Annotated in this window: 20 protein-coding genes and 2 pseudogenes; 8 read left to right on the top strand and 14 right to left on the bottom strand. The window is 71.4% G+C overall.

Annotated features, from left to right (window positions below; genetic code table 11):
- Positions 1–14: 14 nt before the first annotated feature.
- The 3 genes from SXIN_RS06735 (at position 15) to SXIN_RS06745 (ending at position 2,311) form a co-directional block, all read left to right on the top strand.
- Positions 15–710 (top strand): hypothetical protein, encoded by a 696-nt coding sequence (locus SXIN_RS06735; protein ID WP_192883560.1) that lies wholly within the window; start codon positions 15–17, stop codon positions 708–710.
- A 39-nt stretch (positions 711–749) separates the two neighbouring features.
- Positions 750–1,295 carry a P-loop nucleotide/nucleoside kinase family protein gene (locus SXIN_RS06740; RefSeq protein WP_019711127.1) on the top strand — a complete coding sequence of 182 codons (546 nt, stop codon included), beginning with the start codon at positions 750–752 and terminating at the stop codon, positions 1,293–1,295.
- Between the two features lie 113 nt (positions 1,296–1,408).
- Positions 1,409–2,311, top strand: a complete 903-nt coding sequence (locus tag SXIN_RS06745; RefSeq protein WP_019711128.1) for a hypothetical protein — start codon at positions 1,409–1,411, stop codon at positions 2,309–2,311.
- 290 nt (positions 2,312–2,601) lie between these two features.
- Here SXIN_RS06745 and SXIN_RS06750 read toward each other — a convergent pair whose 3' ends face one another.
- On the bottom strand, positions 2,602–5,691 hold the full coding sequence (locus SXIN_RS06750) for a glycoside hydrolase family 18 protein (RefSeq protein ID WP_019711129.1): 3,090 nt from the start codon (positions 5,689–5,691) through the stop codon (positions 2,602–2,604).
- Between the two features lie 612 nt (positions 5,692–6,303).
- Between SXIN_RS06750 and SXIN_RS06755 the strand changes: the two genes are divergently transcribed.
- Positions 6,304–6,918, top strand: a complete 615-nt coding sequence (locus SXIN_RS06755; protein WP_019711130.1) for a putative immunity protein — start codon at positions 6,304–6,306, stop codon at positions 6,916–6,918.
- Entirely contained in the window at positions 6,915–7,430 is a 516-nt protein-coding gene (locus SXIN_RS06760) for a putative immunity protein (RefSeq protein WP_095757955.1), read from the top strand. Before SXIN_RS06755 ends, SXIN_RS06760 begins: the two co-directional genes overlap by 4 nt.
- Before the next feature lie 134 nt (positions 7,431–7,564).
- Here SXIN_RS06760 and SXIN_RS06765 read toward each other — a convergent pair whose 3' ends face one another.
- The 3 genes from SXIN_RS06765 to SXIN_RS06775 all read right to left on the bottom strand — a co-directional run bounded on the left by SXIN_RS06765 (position 7,565) and on the right by SXIN_RS06775 (position 10,047).
- Positions 7,565–8,803: an RNA polymerase sigma factor gene (locus SXIN_RS06765; RefSeq protein WP_095756732.1), complete on the bottom strand. Its 1,239-nt coding sequence runs from the start codon at positions 8,801–8,803 to the stop codon at positions 7,565–7,567.
- A gap of 6 nt (positions 8,804–8,809) precedes the next feature.
- The gene (locus SXIN_RS06770) at positions 8,810–9,217 is read right to left on the bottom strand and encodes a YciI family protein (protein ID WP_039820995.1); all 408 of its coding nucleotides are present in this window, start codon (positions 9,215–9,217) and stop codon (positions 8,810–8,812) included.
- Positions 9,218–9,417: 200 nt separating this feature from the next.
- A complete protein-coding gene (locus SXIN_RS06775) occupies positions 9,418–10,047 on the bottom strand; it encodes a class I SAM-dependent methyltransferase (protein WP_019708434.1) in 630 nt (209 codons plus the stop codon).
- 61 nt (positions 10,048–10,108) lie between these two features.
- Here SXIN_RS06775 and SXIN_RS06780 point away from each other — a divergent pair, with 61 nt between their 5' ends.
- On the top strand, positions 10,109–10,801 hold the full coding sequence (locus SXIN_RS06780; protein ID WP_019708433.1) for a TetR/AcrR family transcriptional regulator: 693 nt from the start codon (positions 10,109–10,111) through the stop codon (positions 10,799–10,801).
- 207 nt (positions 10,802–11,008) lie between these two features.
- Here SXIN_RS06780 and SXIN_RS06785 read toward each other — a convergent pair whose 3' ends face one another.
- Positions 11,009–11,401, bottom strand: a complete 393-nt coding sequence (locus SXIN_RS06785; RefSeq protein WP_095756733.1) for a hypothetical protein — start codon at positions 11,399–11,401, stop codon at positions 11,009–11,011.
- A gap of 411 nt (positions 11,402–11,812) precedes the next feature.
- On the opposite strand from SXIN_RS06785, the gene rox reads away from it, so the two are divergent.
- The gene (rox, locus tag SXIN_RS06790; RefSeq protein WP_095757956.1) at positions 11,813–13,249 is read left to right on the top strand and encodes a rifampin monooxygenase; all 1,437 of its coding nucleotides are present in this window, start codon (positions 11,813–11,815) and stop codon (positions 13,247–13,249) included.
- Positions 13,250–13,490: 241 nt separating this feature from the next.
- Here the strand turns inward: rox and SXIN_RS06795 are convergent, their stop codons facing one another.
- From SXIN_RS06795 to SXIN_RS06805, 3 genes are all read right to left on the bottom strand, one after another.
- Entirely contained in the window at positions 13,491–14,957 is a 1,467-nt protein-coding gene (locus SXIN_RS06795) for an AAA family ATPase (RefSeq protein WP_019711135.1), read from the bottom strand.
- 64 nt (positions 14,958–15,021) lie between these two features.
- A complete protein-coding gene (locus tag SXIN_RS06800; RefSeq protein ID WP_019711136.1) occupies positions 15,022–15,684 on the bottom strand; it encodes a response regulator in 663 nt (220 codons plus the stop codon).
- A complete protein-coding gene (locus tag SXIN_RS06805) occupies positions 15,681–16,805 on the bottom strand; it encodes a sensor histidine kinase (RefSeq protein ID WP_095756735.1) in 1,125 nt (374 codons plus the stop codon). Before SXIN_RS06805 ends, SXIN_RS06800 begins: the two co-directional genes overlap by 4 nt.
- Positions 16,806–17,032: 227 nt before the next feature.
- On the opposite strand from SXIN_RS06805, the gene SXIN_RS06810 reads away from it, so the two are divergent.
- Entirely contained in the window at positions 17,033–17,491 is a 459-nt protein-coding gene (locus tag SXIN_RS06810) for a DUF6223 family protein (protein ID WP_238153698.1), read from the top strand.
- Between the two features lie 103 nt (positions 17,492–17,594).
- On the opposite strand, the gene SXIN_RS06815 is transcribed toward SXIN_RS06810, so the two are convergent.
- From SXIN_RS06815 to SXIN_RS06840, 6 genes and pseudogenes are all read right to left on the bottom strand, one after another.
- Positions 17,595–18,269: a response regulator gene (locus SXIN_RS06815; protein ID WP_019706086.1), complete on the bottom strand. Its 675-nt coding sequence runs from the start codon at positions 18,267–18,269 to the stop codon at positions 17,595–17,597.
- Between the two features lie 87 nt (positions 18,270–18,356).
- Positions 18,357–19,629, bottom strand: a pseudogene (locus SXIN_RS06820) (IS701 family transposase).
- A 295-nt stretch (positions 19,630–19,924) separates the two neighbouring features.
- A complete protein-coding gene (locus SXIN_RS06825) occupies positions 19,925–20,527 on the bottom strand; it encodes a TetR/AcrR family transcriptional regulator (RefSeq protein WP_050931094.1) in 603 nt (200 codons plus the stop codon).
- Positions 20,528–20,612: 85 nt separating this feature from the next.
- The gene (locus SXIN_RS06830) at positions 20,613–21,080 is read right to left on the bottom strand and encodes a nuclear transport factor 2 family protein (protein ID WP_019711141.1); all 468 of its coding nucleotides are present in this window, start codon (positions 21,078–21,080) and stop codon (positions 20,613–20,615) included.
- A gap of 243 nt (positions 21,081–21,323) precedes the next feature.
- Positions 21,324–21,734, bottom strand: a pseudogene (locus SXIN_RS32025) (IS701 family transposase); the annotation flags it as partial.
- A gap of 92 nt (positions 21,735–21,826) precedes the next feature.
- Positions 21,827–23,047 carry an RNA-guided endonuclease InsQ/TnpB family protein gene (locus SXIN_RS06840; RefSeq protein ID WP_039823613.1) on the bottom strand — a complete coding sequence of 407 codons (1,221 nt, stop codon included), beginning with the start codon at positions 23,045–23,047 and terminating at the stop codon, positions 21,827–21,829.
- Between the last annotated feature and the right edge of the window lie 37 nt (positions 23,048–23,084).

The raw sequence follows: 23,084 nt of genomic DNA on the forward strand, positions 1-23,084 counted from the left end.
GCAGAAGGATGTTGATGGTGACCGTGACCAGTCGTCGAGGGACGCGAGGGCTCCTCTGTGCGGCCGTGGCCGGCTCCCTGGCACTCACCGTGGCGGGCTGCAGCGGAGGGGACGACGGGAGCGGCGGGAAGGAGCCCGACACCTCCGTGGCGGCCGAACGCCTCTGCGGCGGCAAGGCCGTGTCCACGGAGGCGGGTGAATCTCTCCAAGTGATCATGGGCTCGGCACGGTTCGAGCCATCCGACGAGAAGACCACGGTCGCGGCCGCCGCGCGTGAGCTGGGCCGCACGGACAATTCCTCCGTGCGCGGGATCGGGGACATCTGCTGGATCTACCCGCCCACCGACGCTCCGTTCAAGGAACTGCGGGTCAGCTGGCACCTGACCGGCAGTGCGCCGGAGGACATCTCCGCCGGGAGGTTCACCCTGCTGCCGATGGGCGAACAGGCCGGCACCGCACCGGACGTCGCGTTCGTCACCTTCGCCTGCCACGACGGGCATGAACTGACCGGCCCCATGCGCCGGCACATCACCATCACCGTCGAGCCCGGAGGCAAGCCCGTCGAGCCCGAGGGCGACGCGGAGGAACTGCAGGCGCTGAAGGACGCCTACGCCACCGTCGCCCACTCCTTCTCCCTGGCCATGGCGAAGGAACTGGGCTGCGAGGACAACGGCGGGCTGAAGGCCAAGCCGTCCCTGACTCCGGCGTAGACGGAACGCGCGGGCCCGGCGATAGGTGGGGGGATTGTCTTGCTCGTCTGGGTGAACGGTGCGTTCGGCAGCGGGAAGAGCACGTTGGTGGACGAGTTGCGCCGGCGTTGGCCCGAGGCGCTGGTCTACGACCCGGAGATGGTCGGTTACGTACTGCGGGAGATCGTGGAGGTGCCGACCGGCGACTTCCAGGATCTGCGGCTGTGGCGACGCCAGGTCGCGGACCTGGCGGTGGGCCTCGTCGAGGAGTACCGCCGCCCCGTTCTGGTGCCCATGACCCTGGTCAACCCGCAGTATGCCGGTGAGATCTTCGGCGTATTGAACGGCGCGGGCATCACCGTCCACCACTTCTTCCTCCAGGTTTCCCGCGAGATCCTGGAGAAGCGGATCGACGGCCGGAGTTTCACCCCCCACGATCCCGAGCAGGACGAGCGCGTCCGGCGCTGGTGCAAGGACAGGATCGGACCGTGCACGGCCGCGGTCGATGTCCTGCCCGACAACACCGTGTTCCTGGACGGCGAACTGCCCCCGCGGGAGCTGGCCGGCCAAGCGCTGACACATATCGGCGCGGCCCCGGGCCGATAGAACAACGCCACCTCAACGCGGTCCTCCCGGCTGCCGCAGCCGGTGAAACCTGCTTCCGCCCAGCCGCGTCAGAGGACCGGGCAGCCTGCCGCTCCGTTCGCCCGGGAGGTCACATGCGTGTCCGGACAGCGCCCTCTGTCAGCCTGCTCGCCGCGCTTGCCGTGACCGCCGCCGGCCTCGGGGCCGTCTCCGGTTGTGGCAGCGGAAAGGGGGCCGAGGACGGTGACGCGGAGGCGCGGGCGCAGCGTGCCCGGCGGGTCGCCGCGGCCTGGGACGGGTCGGAGGCCGCCACCGCCTGGCGTGCCGGCTTCCACCCCATGGGCGACGTGATCCGGCTGCCGCGGGGCGGCCCGCGGAGCACGGCTGACGAGCAGGCGTTCCGGGACCACCGCTTCGTCCTGGACGGGAAGTTGCCCGCTACTTCACCCAAGGAGGGCCGGGTGGCCTGGGCGAAGGGCGGTTCGCTCGACCGGCCGCTGGTGGGGGCGGAGGAGGCGTACAAGACCCTGTCGCGCGGTCGCGCCGGCGGACAGCCGCACCTGACGGTGACGAGGGCGCAGCTCGGGGAGATGAGCGTGGCCACCAGCCGCGGGCCGGCGGTGGTACCGGCCTGGCGGTTCCGCCTGAAGGGGTACGGCTCTCCCCTCGAGCAGGCCGCCGTCCTCCCGTCGGAACTCCCCCGGCCGCCGATCCGGCGGGCCGACGGCGTCCCCGGTTATCCGCTCCAACGGCTGGTCGAGGTCTCCGGCGACGGGCGATCCGTGACCGTGGTCGCGCTGCACGGAGCCTGCGACGACGGCCCCGTGGTGGACGTCCTGGAAACACGCGGCAGCGTGGTCCTGTCGGCTTTCGTCAAGAGCCCCGAGTACACCGGAAACTGCACCAAGCAGGCCAAGAGGCAGCAGGTGACGGTGAAACCGGACCGGCCCGTGGGCGACCGCGTCCTGCTCGACGCCCACACCGGCCGCCCCGTCCCCTACAAGCCACCGCACGGGCCGTCCCCGAGTTGGCGGTGATCCGCCGCTCGGCGTCCGCTGGGTGGCACCGGACGGTGGTGGAGCACGGGCACTGATGACGCGTGCGGGAAGACACCGCAGGTGGACGAGGTGCGTCCGCGATGGCCCGACCCACTGGACCGTGACCCGGAGATGGCCGGCTTCGTGCTGCGGGAGATCGTGGACATGTGCCGACCGGCCACTCGGCTGTGGCGCCCCCAAGTCGCCGACCTGGCGGTAGGGCTCGCCGAGGAGTGCCGGCCGGTCCTGGTCCCCCAGGACCGGCCGGCCCTCGAACGGTGGCGCCGGAATCAGGTCGGGTCGCCCTCCAGGTCCACGCGCGTGGCCAGTTCTCCAGCCGCCCACATCTCGCGGGCGCGTTTCAGGCAGTCCTCCTCGGACTCCACTTCGTCCGCGAGCCGGAGACCGATGATGTTGTTGATCTCGTCCGCCCTGTTGTCCGCCTCGGACCCCGGGCGGCCGAGTTCGTGCGCGTCGCCCATCGCGACGGCGAACTCCTCGCCCAGCCGCTTCTTGAGCAGGCACTGCCAGTACACATGGCGTACGGCGTTCTGCTCCTCCGCGTCCGTCATGTGCTCGACGACCTGGAACACCCTGCGGTGCACCCCGAGCCAGTGGAAGAGATTCCCGGGGTACCGGAGAATCACCTGGTACTCCTCGGAGGAGATGTTCTTTCCGACCAGGTAGACATACTTCCGCAGTGCGGAGAAGCCTTCCTCCTGGAGGTCCTTCATCACCTTGGACAGGATTCCCGCGGCTTCCGCCATGTTCCGTGACACGGCGTCCTTGGCACCCGAGTTCGAGAAGCCCAGCCAGCCGACTCCGGTGACGGCCAGGATCAGGCCTCTGGTGGCCAGGTTGAGCGGGAAGGGCACCATGAGGGTGATCGCCGCCACGGCCAGGAAGGCCGCGACCTGGCCGCCGCTGATGTCCCGGGGCGCGATGCCCTGCGTCCCGCCGAGCTTCTGCCAGGTCTCCACCATGGTGTCGAAGACGTCCTCGCTCGGCACGGTGTTGCATTCGCAGCGGAAGCCGGTACCGGCCGGCGCGCTCATGTGCATGGTCCAGGTGCCCGGTTGGGGGTCCTTGATGATCAGGCACCGGACCGAGGAACCGGCCATCATGACGAAGGTGCCGTCGTCCTGTACCTCGTGGTCGTAGGTGGTCCCGCCGGGGTCCTGGAGGGTCATGACGACCCCCTCGGGGAATTCCACCGAGTCGTCGTCCCGCATGACCGCCGAGTAGAGGTACGGCGTGCCCTCCCTGACGAGCATCGGGGCCGTCAGGTTCACCATCTCCACGTTGTCGCCCTGCGAAGGTATGGTGCCGATCAGGCAGTAGGAGCAGTCGTTGGGCCCCAGGGCCTGCGACACCAGCGCCGGCACGGTGCGCGGCTCGTTGCTGACGTCGAAGAGGCCGTAGAGGCCGCCGATTCCCTGGTCGTCGATCTCCGTCGGCTGGTCGAAGTACTGGCCTTCGATGAGCGCCGGGGTCTTCCTCGCGCCGGCTTTCCAGTCGTCACTGAGGGAGAGGCCCCACAGGCGTGACCGGTACCGCGTGTACCCGGACGGGCCGCCCTCCTCCGCTTCCATGTGGCCCCAGTACCAGGCCGGGGCATCGACCGATTCGAGGACGTCGAACTCCCCCCAGAGTCCCAGAGCGCCCTTGTCGACGATGCGGGTCGGCCGGTTGAAGTACTGCCTCCTGATCACCGCCGGAGAGCGCTGGGCCACGTCCACCCAGTCCGCCCCGTCGGGGATGTTCCACAGCCGGGCCGAGAACTGCCGCACACCGGGGCGGATGATGTCGTCGTCCTGGAACTGAAGGGCGTCGGTCGAGAAGCCCAGGAACCCGACGGAGTCCCACAGGCAGTGGCTGGCCACCACGGTCGGTGGCTCGGTGATGGGCTCGGGCTCGGGATGGCCGGCGGCGCGGTAGAGGGCCTTGATGATGCTCTTGCTGTTGTCCCAGACGTCATTGGAGAGTTCCCAGATGATGACGCCCTGGGCTCCCACGTTCTGGAGGAAGTCGAGCTTGGTGACGGCGGTGTCCGGGGTCTCGAAGTAGATGTTGTGGGCGTACGGGTAGTCGCCCGGAGGCAGGGGTTCGTTGAGGGCGGGCCGGGGGGTGCTTCCGGGCACCTTGATGTTCGCGTTCCCGGCTCGGTGGGCGTCCGGGAACTCGGCCAGAAGGTCCTTGTACCGCAGCACCTTGTAGCCCGGGGGAACCTCCCCGGTCAGATCGTCCGGGTCCTTGGCCGCGGAGAAGTCATAGCCGTAGACCGGCACCCCTGCCGCGATCTTGTCGCGGGCCACCTGCTGTCCCGCCCCCTGATGGTTCACGAAGAGGGGGTTCGTCCAGTACCAGAGGGAGTCCTCGACGGACAGGACCGGATTGTTCTCGATGTTGTCCGCTTCCGTGGAACTGCCGCCCGTTCTGGGGCCCGGCCAGCTGCCATGCTGTTCGGGAAGGTACGTCTCCTGGTAGACATCCGACTCGCGAATGTCCGAGGTGTCCTCGCTGCGGATCTTGAGCAGGGCGGAGTGCGGGCCCACCGGAGACCGGTCCCACGAACCGGTGAAGTCATAGGTCATGACCCCGAGCCAGTCGAGGTGGTCCGCGACCTCGGGATCGTAGTTGTTCCCGTACCACGAGGTGCCGAAGACGGCCGCCGACACGATCTTGTCGGGCATGACCTGCTTCAGTCTCCGGGCGAACAGCGTCAGACCCCGCCCTGCCGGATGCGGCCCGTCGCTCTTCGTCCGGCCGCCCTGGTCCGGCTCGCCGGGCCTGCCCCACCAGCACTCCAGATCGAGGTCGACGCCGTCCAGGCCGTTGGCGGTGACGAAGTCCACCACCTTGCGCACGGCCTGTTCGAGCTGCGGGGCGGCCGGATCGTTGCCGACCGCCGTCATCAGGTCCAGGAAGGCGTAGTCGTTCGCCCCGCCCAGCGCGACCATGATCTTGGTGTTGGCCAGATGCGCGGCGATGACCACGTCCGGGAGGATGGTCTTGATGTCCCTGACCGACGTGGGGTCGAACTCGCCGGGGTTGGTCTCGCTGAACGTCAGGAACGCGATGATGCCGTGCGTGATGTACTGATACATCTCGCCATTGCCGTAGTCGAATCCCTCCGCTGTGCGCCACGTCGGGATGTAGGCGATGACTTTCGACTGCTGGGCCGGCGTGTTCGAGGTCTGGTCGTACAGTTCGTCGAAGAACCGCCAGCCATTCGTGTTGGCGTCGCCCACCCCCGGCTCCGCGGCCCAGAAGGCGGCACGGAAGATGTTGCCCTTGTACTTGGTGACGGCTCCTGCCTGATAACCCTCGGGTTTCGCGACCCATTCGGGAACGTCAGGGTAATCCGACGAAACACCCACTGAAAACCCACTCCCCTGCTGTGGAAACCACTGTGCTGTGGAGGAAGCGCACCCGCTCAACGGGGCTGATCCGGCGCTGAGTCCGGCGCCGGGCCGGTGGCCACCGCTTCCGTCCCGTTCCCCCCGGAAGCATTCGCGCGGCCACGGCCAGTCAAGCAGAGCCTTCCCCAGCGGCCCAGACCGGATTCAGCCGTCAACGATCTCCTCGGATTTCCAGCCACACGAATGCCATGGGTCTTCGTGCCGGTCTTTGCCCCGGGAACGCATGTCCGCTTCGAAAACCCCGGTCCTTTCGGGCACTTCCCGGCAAGCAAAAGCACCCGGGCGCACCACACGAACGGCCGGACAGCTCATGACCCCGCGCTTTCACCAGGCCAACCGTCCGGCGGACGGCCGGCGAACAGAAAGTGATGTCTTCCCGTTCCGGCGGCAGCGGTGTGCCGTCCGGAATCGGCTACGCCTTCGTCAAGGCGGCGCTCGGCCCCTCCCCGCCGGAGTCACGTCGCGCCGCGCGACTCAGCCGGTTCCGGCGGATCGTGCCCCCTCGTCGACGCGCTGCAGGGCTTCGTCGCGCAGTCTCCGCCCGGCGTTCGATGGATACGATGCAGAAGCATGGCGCAGAACACGCACACCGTGTCCGGGGACTTCGACCTGACGCCGGACGAACTGCGCGTCGTGGCGCGTTACGCGGTCCGGCACGCGGAGGACGTCCTGCCGGTCTTCGAGCGGGCCGTTCCCGGCGACCCGCGCCCCCGTGAAGCGATCGACGCGGCCTGGGAGTTCATCAACGGCGCCAACCGGACGGCACTGCAGCGCGTCGCCTCCCTCGACGCCCATCGAGCCGCCCGGTCCGCGCCCTCCGAAGCCGCCCGCCTGGCCGCGCGATCCGCCGGTGACGCCGCATCGGCTGCCTATCTGCACCCCATCGCCCGCGCCCACCAGGTCGGGCACATCCTGCGCGCCTCCGCGAGCGCCGCGCGCATCGGGGAGCTGGAGGCGGGCGGTGACCCCGCGATCGGGGACGCCCTGCTGGAACGGTCGCGGCAGCGTGCGACACCGGTGCTCGTCGACGTGCTCCGCCGCTACCCGCCCGCTGCAGGTGGCAGCAGTCGTGTCGCCCGCCTGATGAGCGCGCTGGACCGCTCCCTGCGGCCGGCGGCCGGCCGGCTGCCGGGGTGCCCCGCGGGGAGTGGCGCCGGGGCGCGGAGGACGGGGAGCGCGTCGTGATCCTCCCGAAGGTCCGCGACCCCCGCTTCGTGACGATCCGCCGTGGCGGGACTCTCACGGACGCGGATCACCGTCTCCTCGCTCTCTGGGCCGCGTCGTGCGCGGAGCACGTGCTCGGCCTCTTCGAGCCGGCCCGGCCCGGGGACCCGCAACCGCGCCGGGCGATCGGGCACGCCCGGGCCTGGGCGCGGGGCGAGGTCACGATGATGCGGGCCCGCGCGGCGGGCGGTCACGCGATGGGAGCGGCCAGGGACCTGCGCGGGGCGGCTCGGCATGCCGCGTACGCCGCCGGTCAGGCCGGGGCCGTCGCCCACGTCGCCGCGCACGAACTCGGGGCGGCCGCCTACGCGATCAAGGCCGTGCGGGCCGCGGCGCCGGAGGGCGAGGGCGAGGCGGCGGGACGGCTCGAGTGCCGGTGGCAGCGCGATCAGCTCCCGGCGGCGATCCGCGAGCTCGTGCTGGACGACCAGCGGCTGCGCAACGACATCTGCTGGTCGGTGTTCGACTGCTGAGGCCGGATGCCGAGGCCGGATGCCGAGGCCGGACTGTGTACGGCCCGCCGCCTCCCGGGGAGGCCGGCGCCCCGGCCACGGGGCCGCGGCACCGCCAGGTGACGCGGGGAGGCGGACGCGTTCCATCGGGGCCTTCACCGGCGGGCGTTGAGCCGGGCGGCCTGGCGGGTGAGGTGGTCGCGCTCGGCGAGGTTGGGTGCCTGGCGGGCCGCCTCGGCGTACAGCCGTGCCGCCGTCGCCAGGTCGCCGTCGCGCTCGTGCAGGTACGCGGCGACCGCGGTGTACCGGGGGATGCGGTGCCCCTTGGCCGAGGAGCCTGCGGAGCAGGCGTCGTCCACTGCCGCGAGTGCGGCCAGGCCGGCGCGCGGTCCGTCCGCCTCGCCGACGGCGACCGCACGGTTGAGCCGGACGACGGGACTGTCGTTCAGCCGTACGAGTTCGTCGTACCACTCGACGATCTGCACCCAGTCGGTCTCCCCGGCGGTGGGCGCGTCGGCGTGCAGGGCCGCGATGGCGGCCTGGGCCTGGTACTCGCCCAGCCGGTCGCGGGCGAGGGCCGTCTGGAGGATGCCGATGCCCTCGGCGATCGACGCGGTGTCCCACCGCCCGCGGTCCTGCTCGGCGAGCGGCACGAGGCTGCCGTCGGGCGCGGTCCGGGCGGCGCGCCGGGCGTGGTGCAGCAGCATGAGGGCGAGCAGACCCGCCACCTCGGGGTGGTCGATCGCGGCGGCGAGCTGCCGGGTGAGGCGGATGGCCTCGGCGGCGAGGTCGACGTCGCCGGAGTAGCCCTCGTTGAAGACGAGGTAGAGGACGCGCAGCACGGTGGCGACGTCGCCGGGCCGGTCGAACCGCACGCCCGAGACGGTGCGCTTGGCCCGGCTGATCCGCTGGGCCATGGTGGCCTCGGGCACCAGGTAGGCCCGGGCGATCTGGCGGGTGGTCAGCCCGCCGACGGCGCGCAGGGTCAGTGCGACCGCGGACGACGGCGTCAGCGATGGGTGGGCGCACAGGAAGTAGAGCTGGAGCGTGTCGTCCACCGCGGGCGCGGCCCCGGACGCCGGCTCCTCGTCGAGAAGGTGCTCGCGCCGACGGCGGGCGGCGTCCGCCCGGGTCGCGTCGAGGAACCGGCGCCAGGCCACGGTGACCAGCCAGCCCTTCGGGTCCCGTACGGGCCGCCCGCCGCCCGAGGAGCCCGCAGGGCCCGAAGCGCCGCCGGAGCGCGGGGAGTTCGCGGAGCCGTCGGCCGGCCAGGCGCGGAGCGCCTCGACCAGCGCGTCCTGCACGGCGTCCTCGGCCGCCGCGAAGTCGGCTCCGCGGCGGACGAGGATCGCGATGACGCCCGGTATGAGGCTCCGGAGGAGGACCTCGTTCACCTCAGGTCACTCCGTGACGGTGGGCGGCGCGGTCAGGAACGGGCGCACCTCCAGCCACTCGTGGATCGGCTTGCCGCCCTTGCCGGGGGCGGCCGACAGTTCTCCGGCCAGCTCGACGGCGCGGTCGTAGCCGTCGACGTCGATCACCATCCAGCCGGCGATGAGATCCTTGGTCTCGGCGAACGGGCCGTCGGTGACCGGCGGGCGGCCCTCGCCGTCGTAGCGGACCCACGCCCCCTCGGGGGCCAGCGCCTGGCCGTCGACGAACTCGCCGGTCTTCTCCAGCCGGTCCGCGAAGTCCTGCATGTACCGCATGTGGGCCGAGATCTCCTCCGGCGTCCACTGGTCCATGGGTACGTCGTTGACCGCGGCCGGCGCGCCGCGGTAGTGCTTGAGCAGCAGGTACTTGGCCATCGTGTCTCTCTCCTCGGAGCGGGTGCGGCCCATTGTGGTCGCGTTCACTGCGGGGACGGAGCCGGCCGCCGGTTCTCGACATCGCCGGCGGATTTTTTTGCCTCGGGTGGACCAGCCGGGAGGGATGCCCCGCGGTGTCCGGGATACCGGCGCCTGTTTTCAGCGGCCGGCACCCCGGGCCCCTCACGTCACGATGGTGCTCACGCCGCTCCGTCCGCGGCGCGGATCAGCGTGAACCAGAACGTCGGGAACGGGTTCGTACCGGGCGTCACGTCGGTCAGCTCCCATCCGGCGAACCGGGTGCGGAGTTCGTCGGCGGTGACGCCGGAGATCGGGTCCTCGAACACCTCGGGCCCGTAGCCGAACATCAGGAACCGCGCACCGGGGGCGGCCCTCCGGGTGAGGCCGGTCGCGTAGGCGTCGCGGCGGTGCGCCGGGATCACGCAGAAGCAGCTCAGGTCGAAGAACAGGTCGTACGGGCCGGGAACGTCCAGTTCGTCCATCCGGGTGGCGTCCCCGCACAGCACCGTGACGTCCGCTCCGGCCGCTTCGGCCTTCTCCCGCGCCTGCTGGACCGCGCGGTGGACGAAGTCGACGGCCGCCACCCGCCAGCCGTGCCGGGCCAGGTACACCGCGTTGGTCCCGGTGCCGCAGCCGAGTTCGAGGGCCCGCCCGGGCGTGAGCGCGCCGGGCCCCTCGACCAGGGCGACGAGTTCGGGCGGTGTGACGCCGGTGTCCCACGGCGGCTTGCCGTCCCGGTAGTAGTCCTCCAGCGAGCGGCGCACGGCCGCCTCCTCGTCGAGCTCCGCGGCCGTCCGGGTCTCGGTCATCGCTTCCTCCAAGAAATCAGAGTCCAACTCTAGTGATGGATACTAGAGATAGACTCCTGGCATGGACGCGGTCAAGGGATCCGGCACACACCACGGCAAACGCCCCGACAAGCGGGCCGAGCGCTCGCGGCGCACCCGCGAGAAGATCATCGCGGCGGCGCGGGATCTGTTCATCGCACAGGGGTACGGAGCGACGAGCCTTCAGGAGGTCGCGGACCGCGCGGGCGTGGCCGTCCAGACCGTGTACTTCGTGTTCCGCAACAAGCGGGCGCTGTTCAAGGACGTGGTCGACACCTCCATCGCCGGCGACACCGAACCGGTCGCCACGATGGAGCGCGACTGGTTCCGCGCCGCCTGCGCCGAGCCCACCGCGGCCGGTCAACTGCGCGCCCACGTACGGGGGGTGCGCGCCATCCAGGAACGGGTCGCCCCGATCGTGCCGCTGATCGCGGCCGCCGCGGCCACCGACCCGGAGATCGCCGCGCAGTGGCCCGCCGGCCCGGAGGACCCGCGCTACACCGTCCAGCACGCCGCGGCGGAGGCACTGACCGCCAAGCCCGACGCCCGCCCCGACGTCGGCACCGCCCGCGCCGCCGACCTGCTGTACGGGTTGCTCAGCCCGGAGCTGTACCTGATCTTCGTCCGCGACCGGGGCTGGTCCCCCGACGCCTGGGAGGAGTGGGCCCGCACGACCCTGACCGCCCAGCTCTGCACGGGCCACGAGCGGGACGCGGCAGGGCCCGAACCGTCATAAGGGCCCAACTGCCGTCCGCGCACGGGTACATCGCAACGACCTCGGCGGGCAGGCCTGCACGGCGGCCCGTCTGCACGACCGTTCGGAAGCAGCCGCTCGGTGCGCAGAGCCGGGGTCACGGACGCCGACGTCAGCCAGTCGACACCGGCGCCGGCAACCCCCTTCACCTGCGCCGCACGCGCCCCTCCGCCGCGGCCTGCGCGCCCCTCAAGGCGTCCCCAGGCGGCTGAAGCCGGCAAGGCGGGGCGAGATGGTCACGGGGAAGGACGCGCCGTCGGGGGTCCTGAGGGCCGCCACGATGTCGTGGTCCGGTGCGCCGAAGACCTCGAAGTGCTGCACGGTGCAGTGCTCCATCACCTCGCGGATGTACGGGTCCGACAGCCGCCAGTGGGTGCGGATCGCCTCGGAGTCGCGGTAGAGCTGAAAGCTGTGCGCGAGCATCCGCTCCTCGTCGAGGAAGACCTCCACCATGAGCTGGGGGCCGTGCTCGTGCGCGAAGGCCACGGCCCGGGCGATGGCGCGCCGGAAGCCGTCGAGGTGGCCGTCGGTGATGCGCATGGTGTTGCGGAAAAGGATGGTGCCGCTGTCTGTGATCTCCATACGCCGAGGGTCCGACCTGAACCGGGGTTGAGGTCAAGGAAGCCGGCTCGGGTCATCCCGGACGCGGAGGAAGAGGACGGTTCGGACAGTGGTGGGTGCCGCGGTCGCGGTGGCCGCGGTCACCTCCTCATGGGGCCGGTGACGGACGGCGCAAGAACAAAGGCAAGGAGGTCTGCTCTCCTTGCCACTCTCAACGTATAGCGCACGGGGGGCCTTGCGGCAAGGCCCCGGTCATGCTGCAGAATCTCCGCCCGAGGCCGGAACCTGCGGAAATCGGGGATACGCGGACTACGTACAGCTTTGTGCGCAGGGGACACCGGAGCACCGGACGACGCGCGACGTGCGCGTGCCCGGTGCCCGACCGCGCCGAGCGGCCGGCCGAGACACAGCCTTGTCGAAATGGGGGGTTTCATGATTGACGTGATCATCGCCGGTGGCGGACCGACCGGCCTGATGCTGGCCGCCGAGCTGCGGCTGCACGGCGTGCACGTGGTCGTGGTGGAGAAGCTGGCCGAGCCGACCGCGCACTCCCGCGCGCAGGGCCTGCACGCCCGCAGCGTCGAGGTGATGGACCAGCGCGGCCTGCTGAAGGAGTTCCTCGCGCGCGGCAAGAAGTACGCGGTCGGCGGTTTCTTCGCGGGCCTCGGCACGTCCTGGCCCGAGCGGCTGGACACCGCGCACTCGTACGTCCTCGCCATCCCGCAGGTGGTCACCGAGCGCCTGCTGCACGAGCACGCCACCGGGCTCGGCGCCGAGATCCTGCGCGGCCGCGAACTGACCGGGCTGAGCCAGGACGACGACGGGGTGACCGCCGAACTGGGAGACGGGTCCCGGCTCCGGGCGCGCTATCTCGTCGGCTGCGACGGCGGGCGCAGCACGGTGCGCAAGCTGCTCGGCGTCGGCTTCCCCGGTGAGCCCAGCCGGGTCGAGACGCTGCTGGGGGAGGTGGAGGTGGGCGTCGGGCCGGAGGAGCTGGCCGCCGTGGTGGCCGAGGTCCGCACGAAGCAGTGGCGGTTCGGCACCATGCCGCTGGGGGACGGGGTGTACCGGCTCATCGTGCCGGCCGAGGGCGTGGCCGAGGACCGCACGGCCCCGCCGACCCTGGAGGAAGTCAAGCAGCAGGTACGGAAGTTCGCCGGCACCGACCTGGGCGTGCACTCACCCCGCTGGCTCTCCCGCTTCGGCGACGCCACCCGGCTGGCCGAGCGCTACCGCACCGGCCGGGTGCTGCTGGCCGGCGACGCGGCGCACATCCACCCGCCGACCGGCGGGCAGGGTCTGAACCTCGGCGTCCAGGACGCGTTCAACCTCGGCTGGAAACTGGCCGCCGAGGTCCGCGGCTGGGCACCGGAAGGGCTGCTGGACAGCTACCACACCGAACGGCATCCGGTGGCCGCCGCCGTGCTGGACAACACCCGCGCCCAGATGGAGCTGCTGTCCTCCGAGCCGGGCCCCCGGGCCGTGCGCCGGCTGCTGGCCGAGCTGATGGAGTTCGAGGAGGTGAACCGGTATCTGATCGAGAAGATCACCGCGGTCGCGGTCCGCTACGACTTCGGCGAGGGCCATGAACTCCTCGGCCGGCGGCTGCGGGACGTGCAGCTGCGGCGGGGGCGCCTCTACGGGCTGATGCACGGCGGCCGGGGGCTGCTGCTCGACCAGACCGGCCGGCTGTCGGTGGCCGGCTGGGAGGACCGGGTGGACCACGTCGTCGACGTCATCGACGCCGGCGAGGAACTGGACGTCCCCGCGGTGCTGCTGCGGCCGGACGGCCATGTGGCGTGGGTCGGCGACGACCAGCGGGACCTGCTCGGCCGGCTGCCCCAGTGGTTCGGGGCCGCGGCCGGCTGAGCACGCCGCGGCGGCCCGGGAGGGCGGGACCCGTCCGGCCCGGCAGGGCGGGACCCGCCGGACGGGGCTCCGGCGGGGAACCACGCCTGCCGCGAGCCGGTGCCGGCCACCGCGGAACAATGGCGGGTCCGGCAGTGGTGCCATGTGCGGGGACCGGGGCGGCGCGCCATCCCGGCCGGCGCCCTGCCATGGCTTCCACCGAGTCCGGCCTGCACGCGTCCCGCCCTCCTGCCCCGGCGGGTCACTCTCCCCGGTACATCCGCCACAGGTCGACGAGTTCGACGTCGCCGCGCCGGCCGGCCTCGCGGCGCAGGTCCTCGGTGAAGCCGGAGCGGGCGAAGAGCAGGAGTCTGGGCAGTGCCCCCACCCGGGCGCTCGGCAGCAGCCCGCGCAGGTGTTCCAGCCGTTCCAACTGCGGCAGACCTACGGGGGTGGCGGTCCCCTTGGCATCGCCGATCGCGGTGATCCGCTCGGGCCCGAACGCTGGTGACTCCGCCACCACGAGATCCAGCTCGTGCCCGCGGCGGTGCTCCCGGCAGGCGATCTCGGTCGGGCGCACCCAGGTCGCCCGGCCGCCCAGGCTCTCCGGTGCGGCGTGTTCGAAGCACCACTGGCGGGCCAGTTCCTCGAAGTGCGGGCCGTAGATCTTCCCGGCGACGGTGTCGGCGTTGTCCGCCCAGACCCGGTCGGCCCGGCCCACCACCAGCTCCGGCTCGTGCCGCTGGATCAGCAGCTGGTACAACCGCACCGCGGGCTCGGCGACCCGGAAAACACTGCGCTTGTCTCTTATGGCGTCCTCGACCTGCTCCAGCAGGCCGATGTCCCGGAGCCCGGAGAGCAGGTGCGCCAGCGCGCCGCTCGGCCGCCCCAGCAGACCCGCGATCTCCGACCTGCGGTGATGCCCGGCACTGACCGCCGCCAGGACCGCCGCGTACGAGGTCGGATCCGAAATCGAGGGCTCCTCACGCAGCAGCAGCCCGCCTTCGCGGAACATGGCGGAGGCCGGGTTGAGCAGGCGGCGGGCGACCCACCCGTCGAAGTCCGCGAGGTCCGCCGGCCCGGTACCCCCGCACATCTCCTTGTACGCCGGGGTCCCGCCCACCAGCGCGTGGAGCCGGAACGCCAGCTCCGGGTCGTCCTCCACGCCCCAGAAGGAGGCCGCCTCCCGGAACCGGAACGGCCGTACCACCAGCTCCATGCTCGCCCGTCCGCGCAGCGGGGCGCCTCCGCCCAGCAGCTGCGCCATCGTGGTCAGCGCGCTGCCGCACAGGATCAGCCGCGTCCGGGTGTGCTCCTTGGCATGGCTCAGCGGACTGAGAGCCTGCTGCAGATAGGAGGGCAGGGCGGGGGACGCCGACACCAGATACGGAAACTCGTCGATCACCACTGGCAGCGGGGCGTCCTCACCGATCCGCAGCAGCTCGTCCAGCGCCTCCCGCCAGTCGGCGAACAGCACCGGCCGCCGCAGCCCGCGGAACGCCGAGTACGCCGAGCCCAGATCCGCGAGATTCTGTGCCTCGCTCTGCTGCGTCGCCGCGAAGAGAAAACCCCGCGACTCGCGCGCCAGCAGCTCCAGCATCAGCGTCTTCCCCTGCCGCCGCCGCCCGTACACGAGCCCCAGCGAGGCACCCTGCTGCTCCGACGCGGCGAATCTCTCCAACTCGCGCCACTCGGCGTCCCGCGCGAACAGTCGCTCCGGCTTGGCCACGACAACACCTCCGACGCCTATGATAGCTACAACTATCATAGTTGCAGCCACCATAATCTCTTGATCATGGACTGCGCGGAGTGACCAGGCCGGATTCGTACGCGAGGACGACGAGCTGCGCGCGGTCGCGGGCGTGGAGCTTGGTCATCGCCCGGTTGACGTGGGTCTTCGCGGTCAGTGAGCTGATCACCATGCGGGCCGCGATCTGGTCGTTGGACAGGCCCCGCGCGACCAGGGCGACGGCCTCGCGTTCCCGGTTGGTGAGCTCCTCCAGCCCGGTGCCCGGGTCGCCGGGGAGCGGCTGGGTGACGTACCGGTCGATCAGTTTGCGGGTGATGGACGGTGCGAGCAGGGCGTCGCCGCGGGCCGCCACGCGCACCGCGTGCAGGAAGTCGTCCGGCACGATGTCCTTGACGAGGAACCCGGCGGCGCCCGCGCGCAGCGCGTGGAAGACGTACTCGTCCATGCCGTAGTTGGTCAGGACGACGACGTGCACCCGGGACAGCGCCGGGTCGGCGGCGATGCGCCGGGTCGCCTCGATGCCGTCCATCACCGGCATCCGGATGTCGAGGAGCACGACGTCGGGCAGGTGCTCCCGGGCGAGGGCCAGGCCCTCCGCGCCGTCGCCCGCCTCGGCCACCGCCTCGATGTCGTCCTCCAGATCGAGGAGGGCGCGGAACCCGCTGCGCACCAGCGGCTGGTCGTCGACCAGCAGGACGCGGATCACGGCGCCCGGTCCACGGGGAGTTCGGCCCGGACGGTGAAGCCGCCCCCGTCGCGCGGCTCCGCGCGCAGCCGGCCGCCGAGGGCGGTGACGCGTTCGCGCATCCCCAGCAGCCCTACGCCCGGCACCGGGGCGGCGTCCGGGGCAGCCCCGCCGTCGTCGTCGACGCGGACCGCGAGGACGTCCGGGCGGCAGTCGACCCGGACGGAGGCGGTGGCCGCGGCGGCGTGCCGGGCGGTGTTCGTCAGCGCCTCCTGGACGATCCGGTAGACGGTCCGGCTCACCGCGGCCGGCACGTCCTCCCGCCGCCCCTCGATCGTCAGCGACGCCTCCAGCCCCGCCCGGCCCGCCCGCTCCACCAGTCCGGGGAGGTCGGCGAGCCCGGGCGGCGGGGCCGTGCCGTCGTCGCGCAGCGCCTCCAGGGTCGCGCGCAGCTCCCGGGCCGCCTCGCGCCCCGCCTCCTGGATGGCCAGCAGGGCCTCCGGCACCTGTTCGCCGCGCTTGCGGGCCACATGGACGGCGACCTCGCTCTGCAGCTTGATGACCGAGATCTGGTGGGTGAGCGAGTCGTGCAGCTCCCGCGCGATGTGCAGCCGCTCCTCGTCGGCGCGGCGCCGCGCGGTCTCCTCGCGCGTGCGCTCGGCCTCGTCCGCCCGCCGCTCGGCCTGCCGCAGCGCCTCCCCCGCCGCGCCGGCCGCGATCAGCCAGGCCAGCTCCAGGGCACCGCGGCCCCGCGCGAACGCCTCGCCCGCGTCGGGCAGGGAGACCAGGGCCGCGAGCGGAAGTGCGGCCAGCATGACGACGGACGCGACGATCGCGGCGGTGCGGTGCCCCGCGCGTACGGCGGCGTAGACGGCGAACAGGTAGGCGACGGCGGGCACGTCGAAGCCCGCCGCCTGGTAGCCCACCGCGCACAGCCCCGTGACGGCCAGGACGGGAACCGGCGCCCTGCGGCGCGCGGCCAGCGCCAGGCCGCCGGCCGCCAGCAGTCCGTGGCCGAGCGGCGCGGGACCGGTGGCGGACTGCTGCCCGGAAACCCCGGTGACCAGCAGCACCGCCGCCACACCGACGGCGATCAGCCCGTCCGCGGCACCGGCGGGAACCCCGAACCGCCCTGTGTTCATGCGCGCACCCTAGCCGGGGGCCGCCGGCGGCGGATCCCGCTCGCGGACGACCGGCCGCCTACCGCGCCCGCGGTACTTCCGCCGCGACTGCGGCAGCCGCGGCAGCCGGCTGCGCCCCCGGCGGCAGCGCGGAGTGCGTCCGCCCGCGGGACGACCGGCGGCACCCCGGTCGGCCACGATCGGGCGGTGGGCGAAGGCCCGACCGAGACATGGAAGAGGAGTGGGACATGAGCAGTTCGAGAACCCCGGGGCCGTTCCGGGAGAAGCCCGCGATGACCGGCGCCGCCCTGCTCGGCGGGCTCGTCCTCGCCGTCCTCGTGCTCGCCGCACCGGCGGCCGCGCACACACCGGTCCAGGAGGCCGCCGGCCCGCTGGCCTCCGGGCGGTTCGGGGGCACCGCGGCCGCCGTGGCGGGGCTGATCGGCGTGGTGGCCGGAGCGCTGGCCCTGGCCCGCCCCGGCGGTCGTCCGGGCACCGGCACCGGGCGGCGCGGAGCCCTCGTGGCCCTGACCGCGGGGCCGTTGGCCATGGTCCTCGGCGGGCTGTTCGCGGCCACCGCCGGCGGCGGTCTCGGCACCGGCAACGGGCTCGGCGGGTCCGTCGTGGCCCTGCTGCTGGGGCTGATCGCCACATCCCTCGGCGCGCCGGCACTGGCCCGCTCCCGCCGCGCCGTACGGAGCGGCTGAGGGCCGCAGGCGCTGACGGGCCGGCCAACTCGCTTCGAATTCACCACCGTTGGCCACGTCCGCCGAGTCCCGCCCGCCCTGGCGGGACCGGGCGAACCGGGGGTCACGACGGCATACCGCGCTCCGCGAGGCCGCTCTCGTAGGCGATGATGACGAGCTGTGCTCGGTCCCGGGCGTGCAGCTTGGCCAGGAGGCTGCCGACATGGGTCTTCACCGTCGGCATGCTGATGACGAGGCGCTCGGCGATCTCCGCGTTGGACAGCCCGTTGGCGATCAGCACGAGGACTTCCTGTTCCCGCTTGGTGAGTCCGACGAGCCGCGGCGCCGGCCGGGCGGCCTCGCCGCGGCGGGAGAAGGTGCGGATCAGGCGCCGGGTGACCGTCGGGGCCAGGACGCCCTCCCCGGTGGCGATGACGCGGATGCCGCCGACCAGGTCGGACGGCGATGCGTCCTTCAGCATGAAGCCGCTGGCTCCCGCCTGGAGAGCCGGGTACACGTACTCGTCCATGTCGAACATGGTGAGGGCGAGCACCCGGACACCGGCCAGCGTCTCGTCCGAGCAGATCTCCCGGGTGGCCGCGATACCGTCCAGGACCGGCATCCGCAGGTCCATCAGGACGACATCGGGGACGAGTTCGCGGGCGAGCCGCACCGCCGCGGCGCCGTCACCCGCCTCGCCGACGACCTCCATACCGGGTGTGGAATCGACCAGCACACGGAAGCTTCCGCGCAGCAGCGCCTGATCGTCTGCGATCAGCACCCGGACCGACTGGGCCATTCCTCTCGCCCCCGCCTGCTCGTCGGACACCGCGACGCGCGCCCGTTCGACCGGTTGTCAACTAGTACTCCAGTGCGGTTTCGTGATCTACCCAGCGGATTTGTCGGCGGATCGTCGTCGGTAGTGGCTGCGGCGGGCTGTTGCCTGGTGGTGTGTGCGCCAGTGGGACCAGTGCAGCAGTCTGCCCGCGGTCACGGCCGGTGCCGTGAGGACGGCGGCGAGCAGGTGGCGGATCTCGGGGACGGTCAACGTGATCGGGTCGCTGCCGCGGGTGGGGTGGAGTGGATCGACGGGCCGTTGTGGTGCCGGGTCGGCGGCAAGGGCGGTCAGGAACGCCAGCGCGAGCATGGCGAGCGTGATGTGCCGGTGCCATGAGGTCCAGTTGCGGACCTGGTAGTGGTCGAGTCCGACCTGGCCCTTGGCGGCCTGGAAGCACTCCTCGACGCTCCAGCGGACACCGGCGACGCGGACCAGTTCGGACAGGGCCACCTTTGTGGGTGACCAGCACAGGTAGAAGGCGAGTTCACCGGTAGTCCGGTTACGTCGGATGAGCAGGTGGCGGTGGCAGTCGGTGCCGATGTGGATCCAGGCCCAGTCGTAGTACCGCGGGCCTTTCGCACCGTTTCCGGCGCTGTGGCGCTGACAGGCCGTGGCGGGCAGGCGGTCGGCGACGGTGTCCGCGCGGACGGCAGTGCGGCCGTGGTTGATTCTCACCCGCATCGAGCAGGCGACGGCCCGCACGTAGCCGGTGCCGCGCGCCTCGAGGGCGGCGCGGAGCTGGGGGTCCTGGCCGTAGGCTTCATCGCCGGTCACCCAGGACGCGGTGATCCCGGTGTCCAGCGCGGCGGCGATCATCTCCCCGGCCAGGCGGGGCTTGGTCGCGAACTGGATGTCCTCGGGGATCCCGGCCGCGTGACGGCGTTCGGGATCGGAGCACCAGGACTGCTCGGGCAGGTAGAGCCGACGGCCGATCAGGGCCCGTCCCCGGCTGGTGGCCAGGGCGAGGAAGACGCCGACCTGAGAGTTTTCGATGCGTCTCGCGGTGCCGTTGCACACCGGCCGAGGCCCGGCCCTTCTTCAGGAAGCCGGTCTCGTCGACGACGAGAACGGCGCCGTCGGCGCCGAGGTGTTCGGCGGTGTACGCGCGCAGGTCGTCGCGGACCGCATCGGCGTCCCAGCGGGCGTAGCGCAGCAGGCGCTGCATCGGCCCGGGTCGGCTGTGGCCGGCCTGTTCGGCCAGCTGCCAGCAGTTCTTGCGCTCGACGTTCGACAGTAGCCCGAGCAGGTAGGCACGGGCCGCGGCCCGCAGCTCAACTCGCCCGAAGCGGTCCGCGATCCGGGCCATGACCTGGTCGAACATCGTCCGCCAGCGAGCAGGGTCTACGCTATGGCCCGCGGCCACCGCACGATCTTCAGGAGTCCACACAACCCCCGATGATCACGCGGCGGCCGCACCCGTTCCCAGCCGGGTCCGCGACAAGATCGCGAAACCAGACTGGAGTACTAGTCCGGGACGCACTTGTGGCACAACTTCTGGGACGGTCCTGACCTGGGCAGTGTCGATCGACGTCGACACCGTCGGACGGCGTCCCAGTTCCAAGGAAGTGGGACGGCCTGGCCGGCCGCCTACATAGCCGCCTGTTTTTCGGCGGAAGCTACGGCGACTCCCGGTGGGCGAAGCTACCGCCGTCCGAACGAGACCGTTGTCCGCTGAGGGTCCGCGCCCAGGGCTCGTCGACGTCGGCCAGGCCGAGGGTCAGCGTGACATTTTCGAGCATACCGGCGCCGAACCAGTGCCGGACCGCAGCGTCGTCGTGGTTCAGGAGCTCACTGACGAGTTCGACCTGCCTGGCATAGCACGTGCGCAACGCCTCAGCCACGAGCGGCTCATCGGCTGCGCAACTGGCCTGCATGAGGAACCGCATGACGTCCCGGTCCTCGATCAGGGTGCTGTAGGCGGACCGGATCGCACGCATCACCGCCTCCGGCTGCCGGTGCGGCCCGGCCTCATCGGCGCCGGCTTCGGCGCCGGTCAGAGCATCCGAGATCAGCTCGGACACGTGGAGGATGGCACCGGCGAACAACGCCTCCTTGCTGGCGAACAGGCGGTAGACGTAGGGCTGAGAGATTTCGGCCCGTTCGGCGATCTCACCAGTGGTCGTGCCGTAGTAACCCTTGCGCGCAAAGCAGGCCACGGCAGCGTCCAGCACGACTCGACGGCGTTGATCGCTCTTCACTCTGGAGCCAGGGGCGGGCATGTCTCCCAGTCTCTCACTGCGGAGTGGGACAGGGTGCGACGGGGCAAGACGGGTGGGTGACCCGTCTCACCCCGTCGAACCGGTATCAACTCTCCGAGGGCCACGACACGTCTTGGCCGCTGGCCGCCTCGTCGGGGGTCATGGCCTCGATGACCACGAGAGGATTCCAGTAGTCGACGAACTGCTCGACCAGGCCCGCCTCGTCGAGGCGGATCACCGTGATGACTGTCTGCTCGTACGGCTTGCCGGTGCTGAGGGCGATTCCCTCCGAGCGGTATTCGGCGACCGCGGTCCGGGGGTTGGCCGTCTCGATGAACTTCACGTCGACGAACTTCACGTCGAAGGTCTGCGGGAAGCCGCGCATGTGGGCGATCAGCGCCTCGCGTCCCTGCACCAGGGTAGGCACACCGGCGGGGGCGAAGGGGAACTCGACCGTGCCGTCCGCGGCGTACAGCTCGATCCACTCGTCGATCTGGCCGGACGACACCAGCCGAAGGTGCTCTGCCAGGGCGTGCTGTGCGGGGGTGAGGTCGCGGGTCGGGTTGACGCTCATGAATACTCCTCTGTTAGTGGTTGAACAATAACAAACGCAACAGGGAGACCTAAGGGTGAGGGCCGTCACGGCCCAGCCAGGACAGACGTCGGTAGTCCGACTCTGGTTTGGGAGGTGCAGCGCAGGAGCGGCACCGTTTGGATGACGGCTGTGTCCCGGGAAGTCACCACGTCCGCGCACGCGCACGACCTCGGGCGTACTGCTCTCGCGGCCCATCTCATGGGCGTCGATCACGACTCGGACCTAGTACTCCAGTACGGTTTCGTGGTCTATCCAGCAGGATCGTCGTCGGTAGTGGCTGCGGCGGGCTCTTGCCTGGTGGCGTCTGCGCCAGTGGGACCAGTGCAGCAGTCTGCCCGCGGTCACGGCCGGTGCCGTGAGGACGGCGGCGAGCAGGTGGCGGATCTCGGGGACGGTCAACGTGATCGGGTCGCTGCCGCGGGTGGGGTGGAGTGGATCGACGGGCCGTTGTGGTGCCGGGTCGGCGGCAAGGGCGGTCAGGAACGCCAGCGCGAGCATGGCGAGCGTGATGTGCCGGTGCCATGAGGTCCAGTTGCGGACCTGGTAGTGGTCGAGTCCGACCTGGCCCTTGGCGGCCTGGAAGCACTCCTCGACGCTCCAGCGGACACCGGCGACGCGGACCAGTTCGGCCAGAGGCACTTCGGCGGGTGACCAGCACCCCGCGTGAGTGCTCAGTTCGTGACTCCACCCGCGACTGAAGTCTCGCGGGCTTCCTGTGTCGGTGGCTAGGCACCGGCGCAGAGGACCAGCCCGGCCCTGTGTTTGACGTTGAGTGCGCCGACGTGGTCGGCGTGTGCCACCAGGCCGCAGTTGACGCACGTGAACTTCGCCTGGGTGACGCGGTTCTCCTTCGCCACGTGCCCGCATCCGCCGATTGCGGGTGGGCAGGTGCGGGACGTGTTGCGGGCGTCCACCGGGATCACGCGGCGACCGGCGCTTTCAGCCTTGTCCGCCAGGATCCGCAGGAACTGCCCCCAACCCGCGTCCAGGATGCTGCGGTTCAGCCCGGCCTTCGCCGCGGCACCGTTCGCCAGGAACGCACCGTCGCGGTCGGGGTCGGGCCGGGGTGCGGGCGCCTTGGTCATGCCCGCGGTGTTCAGCCGCTCGTGCCCGATCACATCGTGCTCGCGTACGAGAGCGAGGGCGGCTTTGTGGTGATGATCCAGACGCCGGCGCCGGATCTTCGCGTGCAGGCGGGCGACCTTGCGGGCCGCGGCACGATGCTTCTTCGTCCGACGCCGCGTGCGCTGGGGAAAGGTTGCCAGGTGCCGTTGCGCTGCGGCCAGTTCCTCGGCCGAGGCCTGCAGAAATGTGGGGTTGGCGACGTGGTGGCCGTCGGAGTCGGTGAAAAAGTGGACCGTGCCCAGGTCGATACCCACCCTGCTGCCGGTCGGGGGCAGCGGCTCTGCGGGCACCCCCTCGCAGGCCAGGATCACGTACCAGCGGCGGCCCTCCCGCTTCACGCCGACCGTCTTCACCCAGCCCTTCACCGGCCGGTGCCGGTGGACCCGGACGTGCCCGACGCCCTGCAGCCGCACCCGGATCTGCGTGTCGTGGGGGGTGGAGTCCCACCGGCAGCCGTCCCCGTCCTTCGGGAAGGTCACGGTGTCGAAGTGGCCGACCCCCTTGAACCGCGGGTACCCGGGCGTGCCGCCGGTCTTCACCCGCCGGAAGAAAGCCTGGAACGCGCGGTCCAGGCGGCGCAGGGTCGCCTGCTGGCTGGAGAAGGACCACCTGCCCTGACGGTCCGGATCGAACGCCCGAATTTCCTTCAGCTGCGCGGACTGGTCCCCATACCGGACCGAGGTCCGGGAGCTGTGCCGGTAGGCATCACGGCGCTCTTGAAGGGCCCCGTTGTACAGAGAGCAGTGATCCCGCAGCATCTCCACCAGCGCCCGCTCCTGCCGGACCGTGGGCCGCAGAAGAAACCGATACGCCCGCCTCACACCCACCCCACCTCCCCAGTTTCCCCGCGGCCGACAC

It is taken from the genome of Streptomyces xinghaiensis S187, assembly GCF_000220705.2.
Taxonomy (GTDB): Bacteria; Actinomycetota; Actinomycetes; order Streptomycetales; family Streptomycetaceae; genus Streptomyces; species Streptomyces xinghaiensis.